Genomic DNA, 22,597 nt, shown 5'->3' on the forward strand with positions numbered 1-22,597 from the left:
GAAACTATGGAACAGAAACTCTGTGATAAAAAAATCGTATGGCAGAAAGTGGTGTTAGGTATATCGGGGGCGTAAAAGCAGCTACTAGTCTTTACGAATAACGCTTTTACGCTATCTTTAACTAAAGAGGAGACTATGATGAAACTTAAAACGATAGCGTTGGTTGTAGGTATGCTCGCTCTCACTGCGTGCTCTAAACTGTCGAAAGAGAACTACGACAGATTGGAAATGGGTATGACGCAACAGGAAGTGGAAAGCATTATTGGCTCTGCGGATAAATGCGGTAAAACTATGGGTACTATGGCATGTACTTGGGGAAATGAGGAATCTAGCTATATTAAGATTGTATTTATGGCGGACAAAGCAGTGACATTTAATTATAGCGGCTTGAAGTAACATGTACTTCTTGCCGCTGCCTTTCACGCTCAAGCTGTTTCTTAGACTATTTTAAATCTAACACGTATCTCAGTACAAAGACTGCCGCAAGAAAATAGGTTAGCCAGGTCACTTCTTTAAACTTGCCCGTGCCAATTTTAATCCCCACATAGGTGATAAACCCGAGTGCTATTCCCTCGCTGATGCTAAAGGTGAGAGGCATTGCGATTAGCGCTACCGACGCTGTTGCCAAATCCCCGAGGTCATCAAAATCTAGCTGTCGAATCGACTCCATCATAAGAATACCTACCATGAGAAGCGCTGGGGTGGTCGCCATCAGGGGAATAACCTTCATTAATGGCGTGAGAAATAGCGATAGCACAAAACAGGCCGATACAACCACGGCCGTCAAGCCCGTGCGTCCGCCTGCAGAGACACCGGTGGCAGATTCCACATAGCTTGTCACCGGTGAAGTGCCTACTATGGCACCAACGACACTGGCAGATGCATCCGCTGTCATTGCGGGTCCTATTTTAGGGAGCCTTCCATCGTCGGTAAGTAGGTTAGCTTTGCGCGACACGCCAATGAGCGTTCCGATAGTATCAAACATGTTGACGAACATAAGCGCAAAAATGAGATCCCATGTTTGCGCAAAGTGGTCGATGGGATACCAGAAATCCATGGCGAAAAAAGTGTTTGAGATTGATTCGGGCATGCCCACAATAGCTGAAGGTGTTTGAGTCAGGGTGCCAGATTCAGTGGGAATAAACGCACCAATAACGGTTAATGTGATAATGGAAATAAGTATGCCGCCTGTGACTTTTTTAATCATTAGCACAATGGTGAAAATAATCCCCATTAACGCCAACAATACAGCAGGGTTTGATAAGTCGCCAAGTTGGACAAAGGTGGCGGGGTTATCAACAATAAGCTCTGCATTTTTCAAACCGATAAACGCGATGAAAAGCCCAATGCCGCATTGAACGCCAATTTTAAGTGCTGGCGGAATAGATTCGGCAATTTTTGTTCGTACCCCAGTTAGCGATAATATTAAGAACAGTATACCGTTGTAAAAAACGATACCGAGGGCAGCCTCCCAGGGAACCTCTCTACCTAGGCAAATAGTAAAAGCAAAAAACGCATTCAAGCCCATTCCTGGTGCCAAGGCGATAGGGTAATTGGTCATTAGCGCCATTAGCAAAGTACCTAGGCAGGCCGCTATTGCCGTAACGGTAATAAGCCCTTCTACAGGCATGCCGCTTAGGCCTAAAATGCCCGGGTTAACCACTAATATATAAGACATTGCGGCAAAGGTGGTGAGGCCAGCAATAACTTCTGTTCTAATAGTTGTGCCATGCTGCTGAAGTTTGAAAAGCCGCTCTAGGAGTTGATTGAACATCTAATAATCTCTGTGTTGTGTCTGTTATTATTTTCTTTGTTGATATCACATGCACAAGCAATTAACTGACCAACTAGTCAATGTTTTGGTGCGTTTCGTGCTAGCTTCTATTCATGTAGCTCTGTTTCTCATCAAAAACTATGGAGAGAAAATGAATTGAACAAATGCTTGCACCATTCTTTAAACAGGATTCAGGTTAATAAATTTCTACAGAGACACAATCAGATATAAACTATAATGCACCATTATTGTTAGTTTGCATTTATTTGGTGCGGTAAAGTGAGGTGCCATGTCGTTAATCGATACTATAAAGAAGATCCCCAAGGCAGAGTTACACCTTCATATAGAAGGAAGTTTAACGCCAGAACTGATGTGGAATCTTGCTGCTAAGCACAGTGTATCACTTCCGTACAATAGCGTGGAAGAGATAGCCGCGGCATACAATTTCTCCGATTTACAGAGTTTCCTAGACCTCTATTACGCAGGTGCGGGCGTATTGATAGATGAAGATGATTTTTATCAGCTGATGTGGGCCTACTTATCTCGCTGCCATGAAGAAAATATCGTTCACACCGAAATAATGTTCGACCCTCAAACTCACACAGAGCGCGGAATAGAGTTCGCGACTTTCATGGCGGGCTTTCTGCGCGCTATGCAGGATGCTGAGCAACAATTTGGTATCTCTAGTTACCTTATTATGTCTTTCTTACGTCATTTGCCTGAGTCCTCGGCGTTTGAAACCTTAGAGCACGCAAAGCCGTATTTTTCGGATATTCACGCCGTTGGGCTCGATAGTTCTGAATTAGGCCATCCGCCATCAAAGTTTGAGCGCGTTTTTAAGCAGGCCAAGCAATATGGCTTTAAAATAGTGGCTCATGCGGGTGAAGAAGGGCCTGCTTCCTATATTTGGGAAGCCATTAATTTGCTTGAGGTGGATAGAATAGATCACGGCGTAAGGTGTCAAGAAGACGCAGAGTTGATGACTTACTTAAAGGAAAAGCAAATACCGCTTACTGTTTGCCCCTTAAGTAACCTTAAACTGTGCGTGATTGATGATATGAAGCAGCACAATATACTTACGCTGCTTGAAGAGGGATTGTTGGTTACTGTTAACTCAGATGATCCTACTTATTTTGGCGGTTTTTTAAACGATAATTTTATTGCCCTTAGCGAATCTCTTGATATTAATGAAGAGCATGTAAGAGTGCTGGCCAAAAACAGCTTCACCGCTAGCTTTTTACCAGAGGATAAAAAGCGTCAGTACATTAATAAGATTGATGATGACGATTTTAAAAAATAAGCAGGTCGTTTATACCAGTGCGTTTAGATAATTGCTCACTCGGTGGGTAACTATCTATGCGGACTGGTATTGGCGGACTGGTATTGGCGGCTGGCATTACAGGCTCTTTTCCATTTTCGCAATGGTTGCTTTTATTACCGCGTCCAAGTTTTCAGCTTCGCTAGCCACTTTATCCATAGCATTATTCTTGGCCAATAGCTCGATGTTGGATGCTTTCTCTCGCACGGCATCCGCGCCCACATCACCGGATAAACCTTTTAGGGAGTGGCTTTGCAAACGAACTTCATCCAAATTCATTGCGTTGATGGCGGCTACAAGCTGCTGTTGTTTCAGGTTTACTTGTTCTAAATACATACTAACGATACGGTTTAGGAGTGTTTCGTTACCTCCCAACCTGGCTAAGGCCTCTTTTGCGTTCCATAAATTTGCTTGAGTATCTGCGGTCATTGCAAACCCTTTCATGTGTTTAGTAGTACTTTGGTAAGATGACGATAGCAAAAAATAGAAGAAATTGCAGATGATTTGAAGACGTTCAAAGGATTAGCACGCCCTGGTTAGCAAATAGAAATTAGAATAAATTTTAAGATTATCTATGATTTGCTTACAACAAAAAGCTGTTGCTTGCCAGTTACGTCAAGTTAAATACGTCACGTATTTGTTGTTGTAATTTTTTTGTTATTTCCTTTTATACCCTTCACAGTTTTATATTGTTTTCAATAACGTGATGTCGCAGTACGATGAGAGTAGAGTGAATATGGGAGAGCCCTTCTGCGGCAGCTGAGTATTATTGTAAGACTTATGTATACAATGAGTTGAATGTTTTTATTTCATCAATTTCAGAACAGGGCTTTTTGTGACGCATTTTATTTTGTCTATTATTCCAACATACTGCTGTTCAAATAAATAATGTTAGCAAAAATAAAATCCTTTTCAGAGTGTAAGGTCTTAATCGTTGATGATGAGATTGCAAGCCGTATATTGCTAGAATCTATTCTGGAGAGCTTCGTGGTGTGTCAAACCGCAAGAAGTGGTCGTGAGGCAATACAAAAATGCCGACAAGACGTGCCGGATTTAGTGCTACTTGATATGAACATGCCGGATAAAAATGGCTTGGAAGTATGCCAAGCGCTAAGAGTTTTTCCTGAGACTGCTTCTGTTCCTATTATTTTTGTTACCGCTACCATGGACGTGCAAGTTGAAAATGCCTGCTGGGAAGTAGGCGCTTCCGATTTTGTGATGAAGCCCGTAAATGCGTCAACGTTGACTCACCGCATTAAAACTCATCTAGAGAACAAAACTCGAACTGAATATTTGGAAAGTATGGTTTATCACGACCAGCTTACTGGGCTTTATAATCGTTCCTACTTAGCAAAAGAGATTCCGAAAACGATAAAACAAGTGGCAAGAGACAAGGACAGTATTGGCGTTATTGTTATTGATATCGACCATTTTAAGCTGTTCAACGATAACTACGGTCACCTTGATGGTGATATTTGCTTGCAACGTGTTGCTTCTATCATTGAACAGACGGTTAAACGACCGAAAGATGCGGTTATACGCTTTGGCGGTGAAGAGTTCTTGGTGATATTGCCCTATGTAGATGAAACCGGTGCTGGCTTTGTTGCCGAGCAAATCGTGAAGGCTGTAAACAAAGCTACAATTACTCATGAATATGGCCTAGATAGCATGGTGACTATCAGCGCTGGATATGCCGCAAAACCCGCCCGTGAAATTATTGGTTCAAGTGCAACTTCCTTGATTAAGGAAGCCGATGTGGCGTTATTTGAAGCGAAAGATACGGGTAGGAATCAAGCGAAGGGTTTTTCACCCTCACTGTAATGTTTTCGCCTGCAAATTAACGTAATTAGCGGTATAAAATCACGCCTTCTAAAAAGTTTTATATCTATCCTATTGTTCAATATTAACGGTGGGTGTTTGCTAGTAGCCTAGGCTTGTGTATGAAATATTAGTTGGTCACCTGACAAAGGAAAATGTCATTGTGCAGATTTGTTGCGCACTACTATTAACGTGCTCATTGTTGACGATAATGACATCAACAGACTTGTGCTTTCATCTATGTTGAAAGACTTTCATTTTGGTGTAGATGTGGCTGAAAATGGGCAAATTTCGCTTTAGAAGGCTAGAGACAAGCAGTACGACCTCATACTGATGGATTTAGCCATGCCGGTGCTTGCTATCTCATGTGAAACAAACGCTAATTATCAAATCAACCTTTGCCTAAAGCGTTGTATAAGCTAATAGCCGCGACCGTTTTCTTATTATTGGCTGATAGGGGCTGCCCACTAGATTACTTATCAAGAGATGGCGGTACAGTCTTCACTTCATCCCAATGGGTAAGAATATAGTCGCTGAATTGGCTTCCCACTAAATAGGCTGATTCAATGGCACTTCTCATTGCCGCATACCCATCGCCAGAGCTTTCTTTTTCTAAATTTTCAGCAGCGGTAAGCCCAGGTGGTTGCATAGTAAAGTTGCTAGCCGTACGCAATATCACTAAGCGGTTTTTGTCTACCAGACCTGCATTGTGTAAATAACTCAGACTCTGAAGTGTTGCCGAGTCTTCCATTCCCGACGTCATAAAGTTGCCCCTTGAACGAGTCCAGTAAGAAACCCAGTCGTTAGCCCACGTATTTAGCTTTTCGCCATGCCAAAATGTAGATGCTGATAGGTGAGAGCCATAGGTGACAACAGGTTGTTGCAGCGCGTTGGGAAACCCTTGGTATTTAGCTCGTAATGCATCCATAGCAGGGGTATTAGGTAACTCGGTATTTTTAGTAAGAGAATATGCCCACTTTGCTAAGCTTTCGTTGAGCTGATAAACCTCTCCATTTGGGCTGTCTTCAACATTAACATTCTCGGCATTTGCGTATGGTGCGTGGGTGAAAAGCGGAAAGTAACCCGTGTTCCAGCTATCCGGAATTTCTCGCGCATCAATGTGATGAGCAAGGTCGCCGTCTACTACATAGTCAGTCCAAACGGCACTGCCAATGGTGCTATCTAATGGGTCGATACCGGCAATGCCCGCCACTATCCAATACGCTTGGGATAAGTCAAAACGCTGGTCTAACCCTAACGTCATAATAGCAGCAGACGCTCTGGCAATACCCATTCCTGTTACAATACCAATGATGCCTTTTTGTTCATTTGCGAACACATCATGATGAGCGTGGGGCGTAGGGTAAACTGTGTCTAACGACTCCCGTTCACGCCAAAGCTGGAACTCTCCCGGAGCGTCACCCGTATCCTCGCCAATTTCAAACATGCTCACAACGACCACTTTTACTTTTAACTTGGTTTTTTCATGAGCCTGTCCTTTTGTGGAACTCAATGGTGTCAACGATATATCATTAGCTTGGGGGGTGGAGTCCTGTGCCAATGATGAAAAGCTCATTGCGCTCAAGAAGCTTGCCGCGCTTAAAGCTTTGGCTGTGCTCAAAATTCTTTCAGCGCGCAGAACTCTCGCAGCGTTAAAGACTCTCGCACCGTTCAAGACTGTCACAGTGTTCAAGACTCTCAAACCGTTCAAGTCTCTCAAACCGTTCAAGTCTCTCGCACCGTTCAAGACTCTCAAACCGTTCAAGACTGTGTTAGCAATTGAAACACTCAATGACAAAGAGAATCGAAGTAGGGATAAAACGCGTAAATACATAAGTGTCTCCAATAAAAAAGGTAAACCCAGCGAACTGGGTTTAGCCTAAAGAGTACGTTTAAAATCTGTAGGCAAACGTAGCGTTCCAGTGACGTGGTAATTCTGGCAATACAATTTGACTACCAAACAAGTCTGGGAAGTTAGCACGGAAATAACGTTCATCGGTTAAGTTCTTAACCGTCACATTAACCGTCCAATCTTCAGCTTCATAAGACAGACCGGCATTCACTAGTGTGTAAGCAGGAAGTGTAACTGCCGCAGAAAAACCAGAGGCAACTTCTTCTACATCAACAACACTAACATTGGCTGCATATCCATTTTGAAAGTCGTATGTCGCTGTTAGGGTGTAAATATTTTCAGGAATACCTGCCTTGCGGCCGTCAGAGTTAGCAAATCCTTCACCAATAAGATTAAGCCCGATTACGTTTCCGCCAAACACGAGAGACGGATCGGTAAGGTTGACTAAATCTTCAGCGCCCAAGAAACCAAACTGACTGCCATTCTCAAGCGCAGTTAGGTTTATAACTTCAATGTTAGTGTAGCCTGCTGAAACCACAAGGTTTTCGTTAACCACCCAGCGAAGTTCAAACTCAATACCTTCGTTATTCGTCGTGTTATTGGTGACAACATTTTGCGTGTTAAAGTCGGTACGCTCTTGTTCAAAAACAGATAGAGCAAAGTAAAGGGTGTCGTCTAGTAGCGAACCTTTAACACCGTACTCAATGAGTTCTGAGGTATCAAAAGCACCGCTAGAATCAGGTTGGTTTAACTGACCAACGCCAATCTCTGCACCTTGACCGGCAACCAGCGTTGCCTGTTCGGCTGCGGTGAAGTATGGAATAAGACCAAAATCAAACTCGTAGGAAATACTGGCATTCCAAGACCAACCGTCTACGGTCTCTTCTGCAGACACCGGCGTCTCATCACCCGTAGCAAAAAGTAATAAGTCGCTGCGAGAAGTACTTTCAATGTCTATGGTGTCGTAACGTAAACCTAAAACGAGGTTCAGCCCCCAATCCCACGTCAAGTCGGTCATGGCTGCGATGCCTAAATCTAGGTAATTACCTACATCGTAGTTATCGTAATTTTTACCAGAGCGAGTTGACAATAAGCGGCGGTCTAATGGAGATGAAGCCATAGTAAGGTCGCGACGATTAAAGTACTCAAAAGTAAAGTCATCACCGTGCTCAAAGTCGGTGTAGCGAATAGAAGGGGAGAACTGGAATTGCGCGAGTAAACTGTCTTTCTCGTATTCAGTAGCAAAAATGAGCTTGTCTTCTACTACCCAACTTTCGTGAAACTGAGAAAACCCATAGGCGTTTTCATTGATGTTATCGTAATAATCATAGAAAAGCTGGTTGCGAATTTCCCACTCATCGGCGTAAAAAATGGTGTCAAAATAAAGGGTAATAGCTTCGTTACCGAGTTGATCGTCAGGAGCAACAAGTACTTGGTTACCGCTTAATGTTGTTGTACCCACATTTTGAAGCTTCATCAAGTCGGTTGCTTCATCGTCGGTAAATGCAGCTCCTGGCACATAGAAAAAGCTATTGCCCGCAATGTTAACAGCACCATATTCTTCATGGCTTATTTGTCCGTCACCATCGGTATCTAATGGCAGTGCTGTACCGGTAATGTAAGTTCCGTCGTCAACCAACTCTTGAGTTAAACGGTTCCAACCTGCTACCTGGTTACCATCAAAGTCATGATACATTCCACCAAATTCAAAGCGCAGATTATCGGTAATATCGATATTGAACGACGCTTGTAAAATGGTTTGGTCGGTTTGCGTATTGTCGTAGTAGCTATCTGAGTTTTCTACTTCGCCGTATAGATAGTAACCCATTTCTTTACCGCCCACCTCAGCAGGACCGCCCACTTCAGCGGTAAGAATACTTTTGTCCCACGAACCAGCGGTGTAAGAAAGTCTACCTGTAGGAGAATCTAAGTATTGACCGGACGATGCACGCGCAGATTTGGGGTTAAAGTTAAGATAGCCGCCAATCTTCGACGGGCCGTAAATAGGAGAAGCAGGGCCACGCACAATATCTATTCGGCTAGATGCACCAATTGGCGTAGGGTAGTTGCCTGGGTTATCTAGACGCTTAACCCCTCTAAAATAGTTTTCACCTGGCGTTCCTCGTACATCCAAAGAGCCTGCCACACCGAAGAAAGATTGTGTGAATGTACCCGGTGCAAAAGCAACCAGTTCGTCTATATCCGTGACGTTAAATCGTTCCATTTGCTCTTGTGAAATGGTTGAAGCTGAGCGAGGGGTCTCCAAGATAGACTTTCCGAATCCAAAAACAGATTCAACGTCTTGCCCTGGTAAGCTGCCCAGCGAGCCTGTTACTTCAATTTTTTCAACATCGGCTTCTTTAGGCGTTTCCTCTTGCGCAATCGCGCTGGTAGATACTGATGCCATAGCACCAATACCTACAATGAGAGCCCGAGATAGGGGGGATAGAGCGAACGTAGTGTGTTTCATGGCTTCCTCTTTTTATTTTATTTAGCTCTTTTGTGGAGCTTTTTAACGCTGTTCTTGCTTGCTGAAAATAGAAGAGCAGAAAAAGTGCCAACTTCTTGTCCATTTAGTCTGCATTTTTGAAATATTTAACGTGTTGATAAATATAGGGTTATTTTCTATTTTCGATGAATATAATGTTATATTTATGTAACGCTTTTTCTACATGACATTGAGTGCACCATTAATGGGAGTTTTGCCCGCAATTTGCACCAATAAGTGTGGCCCGATTTTCATGCGCAAGTGGCTAATTTTCACTTGCAACTGGCTGATTTTCATCGCTCTTTAAAAGATCATTACGCCCTAATACAGAAGAATCTGTATCAGTCATTTTTGGTAGGGTTAAATCTAAGGCTATTGCGGTTAATCCCGCAGAGGTGACAGGAGATGACAGTACGTTTTTAAGCCACAGGGGCAATTGGGATAGCGCTTCGGGAACCATCATCACCCCAATAGCCATACCAAGTGAGCAAGCGGTTACCAAACTGCTTCGTCTATCTAACGCGTGACTGGCTAATAGCTTAAGCCCACCAACCGCAACCATGGCAAACATAACCAGTGTTGCTCCTCCTAACACAGGCTTTGGAATGGCTTGAAGTATGCCGCCAACAACAGGAAAAAAACCTACGGCGACAAACAGACCAGCAACATAAAACCCTACCTTCCTGCTGGCGATGCCGGTTAGCTGAATAACCCCATTATTTTGACCAAATGTAGTATTTGGAAACGTGTTAAATGCGCCTGCTAGCAGCGAGTTTATGCCGTCACCGAGAATCCCACCCTTAATTCGAGAAAGGTAAAGCGGCCCGCTAGTGGGCTGCTTACAAAAAAGACTATTAGCAGTGAGATCGCCCGCGGTTTCGATAGCACTAAAGAGATAGATGAGTGCAATAGGCAAAAACAGTGAAATGTCGAAGTCGATACCAAATGCGAAAGGTTGTGGAATGGCGATAACAGGCAAAACTGCTAAATGCTGAAGGTTTATGCCGTCGGTGAACACAATATAGAAAGTGCCCAAAAACATACCGATAAAAATAGCTGACAATCTAAGCCAGTGATTAGACGAGGCGTTTAAAAAAACAATAACAAGTAAAACGGCAACACCAATTCCCAAGTTTGATACATCAGCAAATCCTTGTGCATTGAAGCCACCTGCCAAATCCGTCATACCCACGTTGATTAATGACAACCCAATTGCCGTAATCACAATTCCTGTGGTGAGTGGTGTAATAATGCGCTTTAATTGGGCAATGAATAAGCTAAATACAATTTCAACTACCGCACCGGCCATGGTAAGTCCGAACAAAAGGGCAAGAATATCCTCAGACGAGCCGCCATTATTTTTCACTTGATTACCAGCAAGTAATAAAGCGCTTATAAAAGCGAAACTGGTACCTTGAATGGCTACAAGACCGCTGCCAATAGGGCCAGTTCGTTTGGTTTGAACCGCAGTGCCAACGCCACTTACAAACAACGCCATACTAATGAGATAGGGGGTGTACTCTGCTAACTCTAATGTTGAAGCGATAATAAGCGTAGGTGTAATTACGCCTACAAAGCTGGCTAACATATGTTGAAAGGCAGCGATAAGTGACGTGAGTGCACTAGGCTTGTCGTGAAGATTAAAAAGTAAGTCGCTATTGTGCATTATATTTCCAAATGAATCGTGCTCCGTACTCGAGCTTTGTACTCTTGCTTTGTACTCGCGCTTCTTACTCAAGAACGAGCAACGAAAAGTGAGCAACAAAAAGTACGCAGAATAAAAAGTAAATAAAGCAATTAGCTGACCAGTTGGTCATTGTTATTCTTGAATTGATTCTGGCCTAAGTAGCTGAAAAATATATATAAAGATAAGATGTGAGAAAAACCGTATAAGCAAAGAATGGACTGTGCACTGTAGCTGTGCAATTGAGTGGAAATAGTGCAAAAAAATGACCGTTAGGTCATTTTAAGGGGGGCTGTATTAGGGCGTGTTGACTTTTTCTGCACAAATAAACGGTGAAGATCAATCCGCCCTAATTTGAGCATCTTAAAAAGTAGTGTCATCGTCTAAGGTAACAAATATGGAATGTCGTACCTCATTGAATAAAGCCTTCGAGCAATGCCCTTGGCCTTCGGTATCTTCAAGGAGTAAAACATCACCTGCACCTAACACTTTACTCTCGCCATTAGAAACGGTGAACTCAGCGCGGCCTTTTATAATAAACAAAAGCTGGCGAGCTGGGGCTGGGTGCCATTTAAAATCGTAGTCGGCAGGCGTTTCCCTAAATATAATTTTATCTACACCGAATTTTTCTGAAAGCAATCCAATTGGGCCGCCGTCTTTAAGGTCGATATGGGCTTCACCAAAGTGGCTTTTCCCTTCATCATCGTTATAAATTCTGCTTATTTTCATTAGCCCTCTCCCTTTTTCTTTTGAACTATTAATCTTTACTTTTAAAGCCTGTGAGCGCTGCAACTCTGAAGTTCGAAGCCCGGCCCTGAAGATCGGTTCTCAAGAACGACCCTGATGAATGGCTCTTAAGAATAGCCTTTAAGAACGGCTACGAAATACAGCACTGAAGTGCACAAGCGCCACTGGGGGCGCTAGGCATGCTGAAGGTTCTCGATGCTTTTGAATAACACCGATAAACTTGCCTCTACGTCACTTTCCTTTATTGACTCACCAGGGTGATGACTAATGCCGCCTTTACAGCGCGTGAATAGCATAGCCACTGGGCATATATCAGCCATTGCCATAGCGTCATGCCCCGCGCCGGATGCCAATATTCTTGGCTTTATGTCGCTCAGCTCTACCCCACGCACTAAGGCTTGCTTTAGGTCTTCGTCGCACTGCACTGCAGAAGCAGCGTGAGTTTGCTCTACATTTAGCTTTACATTACGCTTCGCGCCAATCTCGCCAAATTGCTGCATTATTTCTGCTAGCGCCGCGTCTCGCAATGCGTCATCTTCGCTTCTTACATCCAGTGAAAAACGGGTTTTACCCGATATCACGTTTACGCCGTTTGGCATGTTATCTATCTTGCCCACGGTTGCGACAACACCTGGTCGCTGATGGCTTGTGCGCTCTACCGCCAATATCATTTCTGCGCTGGCAGCAAGGGCATCGTAGCGCATAGACATTGGTACGGTTCCAGCGTGACCGGCCATTCCCTCTATGGTGATAGTAAAACGCTTTGCGCCGGCAATGGCACTTACTACGCCTACAGGCAGATTTTCTTGTTCAAGAACCGGGCCTTGCTCTATATGAAGTTCTAAATAGCCCAAAATATCAGTAGGTGAAATACTGGCGCTGGACACTTCATCAAAATGAAGTCCAAATTGCTCCATTGCTTCGGCTAAACTCATGCCGTTTTCATCTTTTAAATGACGCCAGCTTTCTTGCCAATTTCCTGTCAGGGCGCGACTGCCTAAAAGCGTTGTGCCAAAGCGTGTGCCTTCCTCATCGCAAAAGCCCACAATATCAATGTTAAAAGGAAATTTACGCTGCAAGCCGTCGAACATGGCAACCATGGAAATGGCGGCAACAACACCTAACATACCGTCATACTTTCCGCCGTTTGGTACGGTATCTAAATGGCTGCCTAAAATAAGGCGAGGGGCATTCGGCACCGTTGATGTATAGCGGCCCCAAATATTGCCAACGGCGTCTTGCCATGTGGTCATTCCCGCTTCAATCATCCAACCAGAAGCGAGTTGATTGGCAAGCCTGTGTTGCTCACTGAGGTATCGCCTATCTAGGCAGTTGGGGTTTTGACTTAGCGTGCCTAGCATTTCACATCGCGCCATTACTTGTGTAGCTAGTTCAGCGAACTCACTCATTCGCGCTACCCGCCTTGTTAACTGCATTCTTTGCTTGGGTATACACGTTAAGTGCGGCTTCAACGCCTGCACCAGCAGGGCATTGATGCCCCTGCATGCCAAGTACGGTTTCTAGTGACTGCAAGGTATGAAGCACAGCGTCTTCGCGGGCGTTGTAGCCCATAGTGCCAATGCGCCAAATTTTCCCTTTTAATGGCCCAAAGCTGGTGCCAATTTCAATGTTAAAACGCAGCAATAGGGTTTCTCGAACCTCTTCACCTTCAACATCATCTGGAATATACACACCTACCACGTTGTACATTTTGTGCTTTAAATCGCCAAAAGGCGCAAGCTCCATTGCTTGAATGCCCGCAAGCATGGCATCGCCAGCCACTTTATGACGTGCAATAACCTGTTGTTGCCCCTCTTCCAAGTGTACTCGTGCGCATTCTCTCGCGCAGTACAGCATGCTGGCGGCTTCTGTATGATGATTGAGGCGCTCATCCCCCCAATAATCCATGATCATTGGCAAGTCGAAGTAATTGGAGCGAATTTTAGGGCCTGTTGCCGCCTGGTGGTGGGCATCGCGAATGCCGGCTTCCACGTGATGACGAGTGCGAACGGTTTTGACAAACTTATCGCTAAGGGTAATAGGCGCACTGCCAGAGGGCCCGCCTAAACACTTTTGTAAACCCACTGACACTGCATCGAGTTTCCAAGCGTCTACCTCTAGCGGGTTTCCGCCAATTGATGCAGTGGCATCACAGTAAAAAAGCACGTCGTGGGCTTCACAAATTGCGCCAATGTCAGCAAGAGGCTGCAGCATGGTGGTGGAAGTATCACCTTGCACAGTGGCCAGTAATTTTGGTTTAACTGATTTGATCGCCGTTTCTATTTGTTCAGGGGTAAAGACTTCTCCCCACGGCACTTCAATGGTATGTACTTCGGCATCGGCACGTTCAGCAATTTCAGCTAATAGGTGGCCAAAGCGGCCAAAGATTGGAATAAGCACTTTGTCACCGGGCTCAATAGCCGACACCAGCACGGCTTCAATACCTGCACGCGAGGTGCCGTCTACCAAAAACGTTTGCTGATTTTTCGTATTAAACACATTGCGATACAAGGCCATGGTTTCGTTCATGTAGCCCGTCATTACAGGGTCGTATTGGCCCACTAGCTGTGTTGCCATTGCCGATAGCACCCGCGGGTAACAGTTAATGGGCCCTGGACCCATAAGAAGGCGAGGTGGAGGAGAAAGCGGTGTAAAACCTTGCATAAAAGAAAACTCCTAAATGAGCACCTGCGCAAGCATGCGCAGGCCTGTAATGATGAGAACGACGGCAAATATTTTTTTGAGCAGTCCAGCATCTAGCTTGCTGGCAATGTTGGCACCAATAGGCGCAAAAAGAACGGTAAGAGGCACAATACAGGCAAAGCCAAGCAGGTTAACGAAACCGTAGGTTGCAAATGGTGCATCAGGTGGTGTTGTGCCCACAAACAGCAGCGTAATAGCCGCTGGCAGTGAAATAATCAGCCCCACAGCGGCGGCAGTGCCTACGGCTTTGTGCGCGGGGTAATTACAAAAGGTAAGGGTTGGTACGGTAAGTGTACCACCGCCAATACCCACCATAGAGCTAAATAAACCGATGCAGGTGGCCATGATTGATTGTCCGCCCTTACCTGGTAGGCTGTTGAATAAGGCCTCTTTTCTGCCAATTAGCATGTTTATCGCCGATAACGTGGCGATAACGCCAAACATTAACGTTAATAACGTGGGGTTAACTGCGGTAACGGCATAGCTTCCCACAAGAACACCAACAAGTATAAACAGCGCCCATGATTTAAGCAGGGCAAAGTCTACATTGCCCTTGCCATGGTGGGCTTTAATTGAGCTCAGCGAGGTGGGCACTATGGTAGCTAACGAGGTAGCGGTAGCAATAACCATGGCGCTTTCTGAAGATACACCAAGTGCCTGAAACAAGAAAAAGAGTACAGGCACAATAACGATGCCGCCCCCAACGCCGAGCAACCCTGCTAGTAACCCGGCAAAAACGCCGGTGCCAATTAACGATAAAATTACCGTTATGTTATCCATTAAAAACTGCATGTTTGTGTTATCTCTTATTAATCTAAATTTTATGCGCTTAATTTTATGAGCTTAATTTTATGCGCTAATGCCGATGTGCGTTTGTCGCTGCGCTATACCGAGCTGTTATAAAAAAGCTGGGTAAAAGTCCGAGTAGCGTGCCGGTTAAATGGCCATTGAAAGGCCCGAGTAGCGTGCCGGATAAATGGTCATTGAAAGGCCCGCACAATATGCTGCTATTAGTAACGGCCTTGAAAAAAAGTATTAAGCAGCGGCCAAAAATAACTGCTAAAAATAACCGCTACACATTGCCCAAATAGACTTTGCCGTCGCTGCGCGGATCGCTTGCCCCAGTAACGTCACCTGTTTCTTGACGAATAATAGCGCCAGCATGGCCCATTAATTCATTGCAAGGGTCTACGGTCACTAGGTCGTGGCCGCGAGCCACTAAACTTTCACCTACGTATTCAACAAGGTCACGCTCGGCTTTTAAATTATGGCTTTCATCACCCCAGGTGCGGCCTAATAACCATCGACCCAGCCATATCGCTTTGTCGATTGGCTGATTGTGGTATACGTGGCGGGCGAAAAGCGCGGCTTGAGTTTGAGGCTGACCTTCACCACCCATAGTGCCGTAACTCATGCGGCGACCGTCGCTCAGCTCAGCAAACGCAGGGTTTAGTGTATGAAATGGCTTTAGCCCTGGCGCTAAATATTGATTGCTAGAGGAGTCGAGCGAAAACGAAGTTCCGCGGTTATTCCACACAATGCCGGTTTGCGGGCTTACAATGCCCGAACCAAACTCCCAATAAAGCGACTGTATGTAGCTCACCATACGGCCTTCACTATCGCAGCAACCCATCCAGATTGTATCTCCAGGCTTAGCCACATGAGGCCAAGGTTGCGCTGTATCTAACGAAATATGGTGTGCCATTTCATTTAACGACTCATCTGTAAGTAGCTGTTGTAAATCAACTGGCGTTCGAGATGGGTCGGTCACATTGTTGTTGCGTGCAATAAACGCTTGCTTGGTACATTCGATAAGTAGGTGCACCATGTCAGCATCGCTGCTGCCCAAGTGCTGTACTTTATCGTAAAGCGCTAAAATAATAAGCGATGCCACACCTTGGGTTGGGGCCGGTAAGTTATAGAGCTTACCTTTTGACGTAGTAACGTGAAGTGGGGTTACCCGCTGCGCCTTATAGTTCTCAAAGTCCTCTAAGCGAATAGGAGAACCTGCTGCTTCTAAATCAGCGGCTAACTTTTGCGCCAACTCACCGTGGTAAAAGTCGTCTAGGCCTTTTTCTGCCAAATGAGCGAGGGTTTTTGATAAGGCGGTTAGCTTAAGGATTTTCCCCTTTTTAAGTGCCTTGCCTTTAATCAAAAATTGATCAAAATTTTCATCACCGGCGAGGTCATCAAAGGTTTTGTTGCTTGCATCAGTTAAGCTTTGGGTAACTTCAATTCCCCAGTTAGCTTGGCTTATGGCTGTATCTAGTAAGGTGGTAAGCGGAAGGCCTGCTTTGCCACCTTGCCACTCTTTACTTATTTTTAGTGCTTCGCTCCAGCCCGCTACCGCGCCTGCCATTGTGAGCGCAGACATACCGCCGCGACTTGGAATAGCATCATAGTTTTTATAAAATGACGGCGTGGCACCTTTTGCTGCAACGCCCGATGCATCAATGCCCACCGGTGCTTTACCCGGCTCGCTAATAAGCCAAAAGCCGTCGCCGCCAAGACCGTTCATATGAGGGTATTCCACGGCAATTGACGCTGCTGCAGCAACCATAGCTTCAATGGCCGTTCCGCCCTTTTCCAAAATGTTCAAACCTACCTGAGATGCCGCAAAATGCGGGGCGGTAAATGCAATATTAGATTTTTTTGTCATCATTCTTTCCTTTGATTTCAGGCATCGCGTGCTTCGACATTCACATAGTGAGTTTTTATTGTGCATGCACTTGTTGCTATGTGTTTGTACCTGTTGTGTTAGCAAAGTTAGTTTTTATGGAGTAATGCTTTGCTAACGGCTCTCTAATCTCCTAGCTAACGCTAAAAGCGCAAGATCGTTGCCTTTTTTGCCTACAAACGATAATCCGCAGGGGGCATTGTGTAGCGTAAATAACGGCAAATGAAGCTGTGGTAGCCCGGCTAATCCCGCAAGAGAAGTTAACGCGAGTAGTGAATTTCTATCATTTGCCAATGTGGTACTGTCGGCATCACATCGAGGTGCAATGCCTGGCGTAGTGGGTATTACCAACACATCGATATCTTGAAACAGTACTTCAAGGTGTGTAACCAGCTTGTGTTGCTGCAGTTTTGCAAAGGCCACTTGCTCGGCCGTTATGGTTTTACACCACAACAAGCGAGACATAATATCTTCTGCAATATCTGGTTTGTCGTTTTCTATCCACTGACCGTGCTGCTGCCAAATTTCATTGCCTTGCAATACTCTAAATGTGGCAGCGGTATTCATAGCAGCTAGGTCGAGCTTGTCAGAAAAGATATCCCTGGTGTTAACGTGTGAACGAAGGTTTTCTTCTATCCATGCGTTGCATAACTCTTTGTGAAGGGCACTATCGAACAAATTAAGAGCAATGCCAAAGCGAGGCTCGCCAGTAATATCACGTTGGGTGTGTGCTGGAATACACACTTTGCTTACCAATTCAAAGGTGGCTAAGTCTCGCGTCATCCAACCCACGGTATCGAAAGAAGGCGCCAAGGCGACCATATTATCGCACTCGATAATGCCGTGGGTTGTTCTTATGCCCCACAGCCCTTGATAACTGGCAGGAACTCGAATAGAGCCGCCGGTGTCGGTGCCTAAACCGATGTCTGCTAGTCTGCTACTAACCGCAACCGCAGAGCCAGATGATGACCCGCCGGGAATATGCTCGACAGTCGCAGGGTTGGTAAGCACAGGAAAGTGCTTGTTTTGCCCGTGTAGGCTATAGGCAAGCTCATCGGTAATTGTTTTACCTTTAAACACTGCGCCAGCGTTGAGCAGTGCCTTTACTGTGTTGTTCGTCTCAATTGTATTATTTTCATGAGCTTTTACATGCGACTTCAAATAGTCAGGGTTGCCTGCACCTGTTGGCAGGTTAGCCATATGAAATAAGTCTTTCACTGCCAGCCCTAAATGTTCAAGGGCACCTTTAGAGGAACCCTCTAGGGCGAACTGAGATTTTTCTTCATTAATAGGTGGCGTTAATACAAAAGGAGAATTCACTGCGTGTTTCGGTATAGTCATTATAATTTTTCGATATCCTATGAAACAATCGTTTCAAAATAATGTCAAGAGAAACAATTGTTCCTACGGCGCTGAGTCAGCATTCTAGTTGAGGTAATTTGCAACGTGCTTATTCAAGCCACTTTTTTGTAAGAGCGCGGGATGAAAAGCGAAAGAGAAAAAAGCGAGTGATAAAAAAGGCGAGAGCTTCCTCTTAGCGCTCGGCGTCTTCTAATTCATCCATTTGCTTGTAAATTTCAGTAATGGCATCAACCCGCTTAGAGGCCGTTAAGCCAAGTTTGGTATACGTTAAGTTACACAGCGTAGCAACCAGACTCATTGGCGCAGCATAGCTGTCGAAGGGGGCATCACTGCCAATATGCGATACTAAAAGGTGGTCGACAAAGTGCTTATAGCCTTGACCAGTAGGATCGGTAATCAACACGGTTTTGCAGTGCTTGATGTTCTCGAGCACAAACTTGAACTGGCGAGTGCGACGGCGAAAGCCAAATAAAACCACCACATCTTTATTAGTAAGGTCGATAATATCTTCACTGAGTGTCTGTCCGGGCTGAGGAAGCACTCGAACTGAAGCTCGTATTTGCTTTAACTGTTGGCGAAAGTGAAGGGCAATAGGGTAGGCGTTTCGAAACCCAATAAGTGTGACTTGCCCAGCATTGGCCAGCAATGTGGCGATAGAGTTTAGCTCTTCAACAGCGATACCATCAAAACTTGCCGCTAGGTTTTGCACCTCACTATCGAAATGGTGTTTTTCATTGTTATCTGAGGCAATAGGTATGCCTTGTTCTCGCAGTGTGGTGAGCGAGGCTCTGGCTTGCTGGTGGGATTCAAAGCCAACCTGGCGAAAGAACCGGCTTACCGTGGCTTTGGATGTACCTACATTTTCCGCAATCAGCGATGTTGACTGCGATAGCACTGCAATTGGATTTTTCTGAAGGTAATGCGCTATTGCCTTACCCGCGGGAGACAGCGTTGCATAATGCTGTGCTATTTGCGCTAAAACGTCGTTTTGGCTTTTATCCGCTCTTTTTTTAGTCATGGTCTTTTTTGCAACAGCTCATCAGCGCTAACGCCATTTTTTAGAAATAGTGATTTGATAAGAGTATTCCATGATTCCAATTGCTTATGCAATTTATCACAGAGTATTGCGGTATATTGAGTAAAGCCCCTCTTCAAAGAACATTTACGCCACCGGCGATAAATTACAGCGACCTAAAAACTGCTGCCACATAGAAACATGTTCCTGCATAGCATTGCTGTAAGTAGCAAATCCTATGTTAGCTTGTTGGTGTATATAGCGCTTAAATGCGCTATGAAGCACCGGGTTGTCTTGCCACTTTTCCCACAACGGCATCATTTTGTAGTGGTAGTTGTTTACTAAACTGCCCACGGGCTGAATTTCTTCAATAAAAAACAAATAAAACACATTGCGAAGAATTTTAGCAGTATCACTCGCGCGTCCCTCTGGGCAAGCAATGGCATTGAGTTGAGGGGCGAGAGACTCTGTCAGCTTTGGTAAAATAGTGGCAAGGGTTTGCTGCGTTTGCCACAAACTCGCCGGCAGTCGCGAAGAAAGAATTATCTTAAGCTGTGCTTCTAACTCGCTGCTATCAATACTTTTCCTTAACGCCGCGGGGGTTAACAGCTCATCTAGAAAATACAAGCTGTTAATACTCGCTAACGCGTCCTTATTGCTCTCAGTGGCAAGAAGGCGCTCAGGGCTATTTAAACCTAAACGCAACTCTTTACTGGTTTGAATAAGGTTAGCCCAGCTTTGCGTGTAATCAGCCTCTTTTGCTTTCTTCCAAGCGGCCAGCGTATCGGCAAGCTTTGTGTCAGTCTCTCTCAGTGAGTTTTCACAGGCTGAAAATACAGACAGTAGCTTACTCTCATATACCAAGCGCTGAGAGGGCAGCTGGCTTTTGCCAAGGGAGGTGTTTCTTTCAGCAACTACTCGGCCAAGCTCACAGTCTTGTATAGCGTAGAACTCCCGTAGGTTTATGCTCAGCCCTTCAATGTTGTATTTTAATTGCGAGCCGTCTATCAGTTTTGGCAGCGGTTTCACAACCGTCTCAGGCAATGGAGTGTCTAATACTCGAGAAAGCCGGCCCTGATAATCGTCAAGACTCTCTTTTACCGTTTCTTGCCCAAAACACCCCGATAGCAAAACGATGGCGATTGCACCGACCGCATACCGCCAAGCCGATGCGAAAGTTGGCGTGTAAGGCATAGCGCTTGTAAAAAACAAAGCGCGTGCAAAAGAATTAGCGCTTGTAAAACGTTGAAACTTCATCATAGATTGTGCGTCTCTTTTTAATTGAGTTCTTCGCTTTATATTTCAGCGCTGGTATAAAGGCTTCGGCCTCCATCTACATAGATAATTTGCCCTGTTATATAAGGCGCAGAAACAAGAAACATCAGCGTTTCTGCAATATCTTCTGGGTTTCCAAGTTGGCGAAGTGGAACGCTGTCGAGTAAACGCTTTTTATCTTGTTCGTTCATCTCCCGCTCTGGCCACAGTATAGCGCCGGGCGCAATACCGTTTACGCGCACCTCTGGTGCAAGATCTATCGCCATAGAGCGGGTGAGTGATGCTAATCCTGCTTTTGCCAATAAATACACGCTGTGTTTAGGCAGCGGCCTATCAATGTGCATATCTATCATATTGATAATGCTGCCTTTACTGTTTGTCAGTGCTGGTGTTAATGCTTGAGACAAAAATAAGGGGCCTTTCACATTGCTACCCACCAATGATGACCAGTCGTCTTCGGTAATCTCGCCAAGGGGCGTGGGATAAAAACTCGATGCATTGTTAACCAGTAAGTCTAATCGCCCCCAAATGGCTACTGACTGTTCAGCTAAGCTTTGTACGCTGTCTTTGTCGCGTAGATCGCCCTGAAGGCAGGCAGCAGAATTTTCGCGAGATTGATTGAGTTCGTTAACTAAGGCATTTGCCTCATTTGAAGACGTGGAGAAATGAATGATGACTGAATATCCACTTGCGTGAAGTCTACGGGCTATTGTCGCGCCGATGCGCTTTGCAGCGCCGGTTACCAATACAACAGGCGTTACGCTTTCCTTGTAAACATTGTTGGCTGCAAACGCATTAAGGCCGTTGTCTTCCATAAAAACTCACTTTTGTATTTACGCTACGCGTATTTCGTACGCTGAATATCGCTAATAATGTCTTTTGCTTGAACGATATAATGAGCGCCGAATAATAACCCATGGTTTAAAATATGGTAAAGCTGATAGATTGGTTTTCTTTGAATGTAATTTTTTTCAATGGGGGAGGTATTGTTATAGCCTTTAAAAAAAATATCGGGGAAGCCACCAAACAACTCGGCCATAGCCAGATCTGTTTCTGCATCACCCACATAAACAGCAGGGTCGTAAATTACCGGGCCTTTCGCAGTAAAGCCTACATTACCCTGCCACAAGTCTCCATGCAGTAGCGAAGGGTGGGGCTGGTGTAAGCTAAGCACATTGCGAGCGTATTCAACAATATCATCGGCGTTGCCATCACTTTTTTGCCATACATTGCTGGCAACTAAGCGCTCAAGCATGCTACCTAGTCGCTGTTCAGCAAAAAAATCTGCCCAAGACGCCGCGCGCCCATTAGTTTGAACACTTAAACCAATAAAATTATCGTGTGGCCAACCATAGCTTGTATGTGCATTTACGCTATGCAGCTGCGCAAGCTTTTCTCCCAACGCAAAATAGCTGTTCAAATCAGGCGTCACAAAACGGCAATGGCACAATACTAAATATTCCATATTGGGTGTTTCGTTTTTGGTAACTCCGTGGCAGATAACCTTGGGCACTAAAATTGTGTTGGTTTGTGATAGCGCTTCTAACCCTTCAGCCTCATGAAATAGCTGCTGGGTATCATCGTACAGCCGTGTTTTGACAAAGTATCGATGGCTTTCATCCTTGATAATAAAGCATGCGTGAGTATGGCCACCCGTTACGGGCTCTGCGCGCTGGCAATGAAAAAATTGACCTGTTGCTTCAGAAACATGTTCGCTGATGAAATGCCACATAACACACCTGTGGTTATATTTTGAACAGAGTTTAAAGTATGGAGCAAATCACAAAAAATGCACGGTTAATGGCAAGTGTTTTTAAGGAGAAGCACTTAAATTAAGCGATTGAATGTCAATTAGTTGATGAAACCAGTTTTCATCATTGAAGT

The 22,597-nt window shown here is 44.9% G+C and carries 20 protein-coding genes; 5 read left to right on the top strand and 15 right to left on the bottom strand.

Annotation, left to right across the window (positions count from 1 at the left end; translation table 11 throughout):
* Positions 1–138: 138 nt before the first annotated feature.
* The gene (locus V7R39_RS04655) at positions 139–396 is read left to right on the top strand and encodes a DUF3862 domain-containing protein (protein WP_334029121.1); all 258 of its coding nucleotides are present in this window, start codon (positions 139–141) and stop codon (positions 394–396) included.
* A 46-nt stretch (positions 397–442) separates the two neighbouring features.
* Here V7R39_RS04655 and V7R39_RS04660 read toward each other — a convergent pair whose 3' ends face one another.
* Complete coding sequence (locus V7R39_RS04660; RefSeq protein WP_334028667.1) at positions 443–1,774, bottom strand: NCS2 family permease; 1,332 nt, start codon at positions 1,772–1,774, stop codon at positions 443–445.
* 289 nt (positions 1,775–2,063) lie between these two features.
* Here V7R39_RS04660 and V7R39_RS04665 point away from each other — a divergent pair, with 289 nt between their 5' ends.
* Positions 2,064–3,074 carry an adenosine deaminase gene (locus V7R39_RS04665; protein WP_334028669.1) on the top strand — a complete coding sequence of 337 codons (1,011 nt, stop codon included), beginning with the start codon at positions 2,064–2,066 and terminating at the stop codon, positions 3,072–3,074.
* A 96-nt stretch (positions 3,075–3,170) separates the two neighbouring features.
* On the opposite strand, the gene V7R39_RS04670 is transcribed toward V7R39_RS04665, so the two are convergent.
* Positions 3,171–3,521, bottom strand: a complete 351-nt coding sequence (locus V7R39_RS04670; RefSeq protein ID WP_334028673.1) for an Hpt domain-containing protein — start codon at positions 3,519–3,521, stop codon at positions 3,171–3,173.
* 459 nt (positions 3,522–3,980) lie between these two features.
* Between V7R39_RS04670 and V7R39_RS04675 the strand changes: the two genes are divergently transcribed.
* The gene (locus V7R39_RS04675) at positions 3,981–4,913 is read left to right on the top strand and encodes a GGDEF domain-containing response regulator (RefSeq protein WP_334028675.1); all 933 of its coding nucleotides are present in this window, start codon (positions 3,981–3,983) and stop codon (positions 4,911–4,913) included.
* 171 nt (positions 4,914–5,084) lie between these two features.
* Positions 5,085–5,210: a hypothetical protein gene (locus V7R39_RS04680; protein WP_334028677.1), complete on the top strand. Its 126-nt coding sequence runs from the start codon at positions 5,085–5,087 to the stop codon at positions 5,208–5,210.
* Between the two features lie 172 nt (positions 5,211–5,382).
* Here the strand turns inward: V7R39_RS04680 and V7R39_RS04685 are convergent, their stop codons facing one another.
* On the bottom strand, positions 5,383–6,486 hold the full coding sequence (locus V7R39_RS04685) for a purine nucleoside permease (protein ID WP_334029123.1): 1,104 nt from the start codon (positions 6,484–6,486) through the stop codon (positions 5,383–5,385).
* Between V7R39_RS04685 and V7R39_RS04690 the strand changes: the two genes are divergently transcribed.
* Entirely contained in the window at positions 6,413–6,793 is a 381-nt protein-coding gene (locus V7R39_RS04690) for a hypothetical protein (protein ID WP_334029138.1), read from the top strand. The genes V7R39_RS04685 and V7R39_RS04690 overlap by 74 nt on opposite strands.
* 9 nt (positions 6,794–6,802) lie before the next feature.
* On the opposite strand, the gene V7R39_RS04695 is transcribed toward V7R39_RS04690, so the two are convergent.
* The 12 genes from V7R39_RS04695 to V7R39_RS04750 all read right to left on the bottom strand — a co-directional run bounded on the left by V7R39_RS04695 (position 6,803) and on the right by V7R39_RS04750 (position 22,445).
* On the bottom strand, positions 6,803–9,232 hold the full coding sequence (locus V7R39_RS04695; protein ID WP_334028679.1) for a TonB-dependent siderophore receptor: 2,430 nt from the start codon (positions 9,230–9,232) through the stop codon (positions 6,803–6,805).
* Positions 9,233–9,515: 283 nt separating this feature from the next.
* Positions 9,516–10,916 (bottom strand): uracil-xanthine permease family protein, encoded by a 1,401-nt coding sequence (locus tag V7R39_RS04700; protein ID WP_334028681.1) that lies wholly within the window; start codon positions 10,914–10,916, stop codon positions 9,516–9,518.
* 381 nt (positions 10,917–11,297) lie between these two features.
* Positions 11,298–11,663, bottom strand: a complete 366-nt coding sequence (locus tag V7R39_RS04705) for a hypothetical protein (RefSeq protein WP_269520344.1) — start codon at positions 11,661–11,663, stop codon at positions 11,298–11,300.
* Positions 11,664–11,854: 191 nt separating this feature from the next.
* On the bottom strand, positions 11,855–13,090 hold the full coding sequence (locus V7R39_RS04710; protein ID WP_334028686.1) for an allantoate amidohydrolase: 1,236 nt from the start codon (positions 13,088–13,090) through the stop codon (positions 11,855–11,857).
* Positions 13,083–14,345, bottom strand: coding sequence for a pyridoxal-phosphate-dependent aminotransferase family protein (locus V7R39_RS04715; RefSeq protein ID WP_334028689.1), 1,263 nt, complete (start codon positions 14,343–14,345; stop codon positions 13,083–13,085). The genes V7R39_RS04710 and V7R39_RS04715 overlap by 8 nt, the downstream gene beginning before the upstream one ends.
* Positions 14,346–14,357: 12 nt before the next feature.
* Positions 14,358–15,176 carry a sulfite exporter TauE/SafE family protein gene (locus V7R39_RS04720; protein ID WP_334028692.1) on the bottom strand — a complete coding sequence of 273 codons (819 nt, stop codon included), beginning with the start codon at positions 15,174–15,176 and terminating at the stop codon, positions 14,358–14,360.
* 280 nt (positions 15,177–15,456) lie between these two features.
* On the bottom strand, positions 15,457–17,043 hold the full coding sequence (locus tag V7R39_RS04725) for a gamma-glutamyltransferase family protein (RefSeq protein ID WP_334028695.1): 1,587 nt from the start codon (positions 17,041–17,043) through the stop codon (positions 15,457–15,459).
* Positions 17,044–17,175: 132 nt separating this feature from the next.
* On the bottom strand, positions 17,176–18,402 hold the full coding sequence (locus tag V7R39_RS04730; RefSeq protein WP_334028697.1) for an amidase: 1,227 nt from the start codon (positions 18,400–18,402) through the stop codon (positions 17,176–17,178).
* 193 nt (positions 18,403–18,595) lie between these two features.
* A complete protein-coding gene (locus tag V7R39_RS04735; RefSeq protein ID WP_334028699.1) occupies positions 18,596–19,441 on the bottom strand; it encodes a MurR/RpiR family transcriptional regulator in 846 nt (281 codons plus the stop codon).
* A gap of 144 nt (positions 19,442–19,585) precedes the next feature.
* Positions 19,586–20,698, bottom strand: a complete 1,113-nt coding sequence (locus tag V7R39_RS04740; protein ID WP_334028702.1) for a DUF3080 family protein — start codon at positions 20,696–20,698, stop codon at positions 19,586–19,588.
* 35 nt (positions 20,699–20,733) lie between these two features.
* Positions 20,734–21,528 (bottom strand): pteridine reductase, encoded by a 795-nt coding sequence (locus tag V7R39_RS04745; RefSeq protein WP_334028704.1) that lies wholly within the window; start codon positions 21,526–21,528, stop codon positions 20,734–20,736.
* Positions 21,529–21,551: 23 nt separating this feature from the next.
* Positions 21,552–22,445: a fructosamine kinase family protein gene (locus V7R39_RS04750; RefSeq protein WP_334028707.1), complete on the bottom strand. Its 894-nt coding sequence runs from the start codon at positions 22,443–22,445 to the stop codon at positions 21,552–21,554.
* Positions 22,446–22,597: the final 152 nt, after the last annotated feature.

The organism is Alteromonas sp. P256 (genome assembly GCF_036864455.1).
Classification (GTDB): Bacteria; Pseudomonadota; Gammaproteobacteria; order Enterobacterales; family Alteromonadaceae; genus Alteromonas.

Coding starts and splice junctions, on each gene's coding strand:
- V7R39_RS04730 (WP_334028697.1), bottom strand. CDS start 18,402: ATGACTATACCGAAACACGCAGTGAATTCTCCTTTTGTATTAACGCCA.
- V7R39_RS04655 (WP_334029121.1), top strand. CDS start 139: ATGAAACTTAAAACGATAGCGTTGGTTGTAGGTATGCTCGCTCTCACT.
- V7R39_RS04685 (WP_334029123.1), bottom strand. CDS start 6,486: ATGAGCTTTTCATCATTGGCACAGGACTCCACCCCCCAAGCTAATGAT.
- V7R39_RS04660 (WP_334028667.1), bottom strand. CDS start 1,774: ATGTTCAATCAACTCCTAGAGCGGCTTTTCAAACTTCAGCAGCATGGC.
- V7R39_RS04715 (WP_334028689.1), bottom strand. CDS start 14,345: ATGCAAGGTTTTACACCGCTTTCTCCTCCACCTCGCCTTCTTATGGGT.
- V7R39_RS04745 (WP_334028704.1), bottom strand. CDS start 21,528: ATGGAAGACAACGGCCTTAATGCGTTTGCAGCCAACAATGTTTACAAG.
- V7R39_RS04735 (WP_334028699.1), bottom strand. CDS start 19,441: ATGACTAAAAAAAGAGCGGATAAAAGCCAAAACGACGTTTTAGCGCAA.
- V7R39_RS04700 (WP_334028681.1), bottom strand. CDS start 10,916: ATGCACAATAGCGACTTACTTTTTAATCTTCACGACAAGCCTAGTGCA.
- V7R39_RS04740 (WP_334028702.1), bottom strand. CDS start 20,698: ATGATGAAGTTTCAACGTTTTACAAGCGCTAATTCTTTTGCACGCGCT.
- V7R39_RS04750 (WP_334028707.1), bottom strand. CDS start 22,445: ATGTGGCATTTCATCAGCGAACATGTTTCTGAAGCAACAGGTCAATTT.
- V7R39_RS04695 (WP_334028679.1), bottom strand. CDS start 9,232: ATGAAACACACTACGTTCGCTCTATCCCCCCTATCTCGGGCTCTCATT.
- V7R39_RS04720 (WP_334028692.1), bottom strand. CDS start 15,176: ATGCAGTTTTTAATGGATAACATAACGGTAATTTTATCGTTAATTGGC.
- V7R39_RS04710 (WP_334028686.1), bottom strand. CDS start 13,090: ATGAGTGAGTTCGCTGAACTAGCTACACAAGTAATGGCGCGATGTGAA.
- V7R39_RS04670 (WP_334028673.1), bottom strand. CDS start 3,521: ATGACCGCAGATACTCAAGCAAATTTATGGAACGCAAAAGAGGCCTTA.
- V7R39_RS04705 (WP_269520344.1), bottom strand. CDS start 11,663: ATGAAAATAAGCAGAATTTATAACGATGATGAAGGGAAAAGCCACTTT.
- V7R39_RS04665 (WP_334028669.1), top strand. CDS start 2,064: ATGTCGTTAATCGATACTATAAAGAAGATCCCCAAGGCAGAGTTACAC.
- V7R39_RS04725 (WP_334028695.1), bottom strand. CDS start 17,043: ATGACAAAAAAATCTAATATTGCATTTACCGCCCCGCATTTTGCGGCA.
- V7R39_RS04675 (WP_334028675.1), top strand. CDS start 3,981: ATGTTAGCAAAAATAAAATCCTTTTCAGAGTGTAAGGTCTTAATCGTT.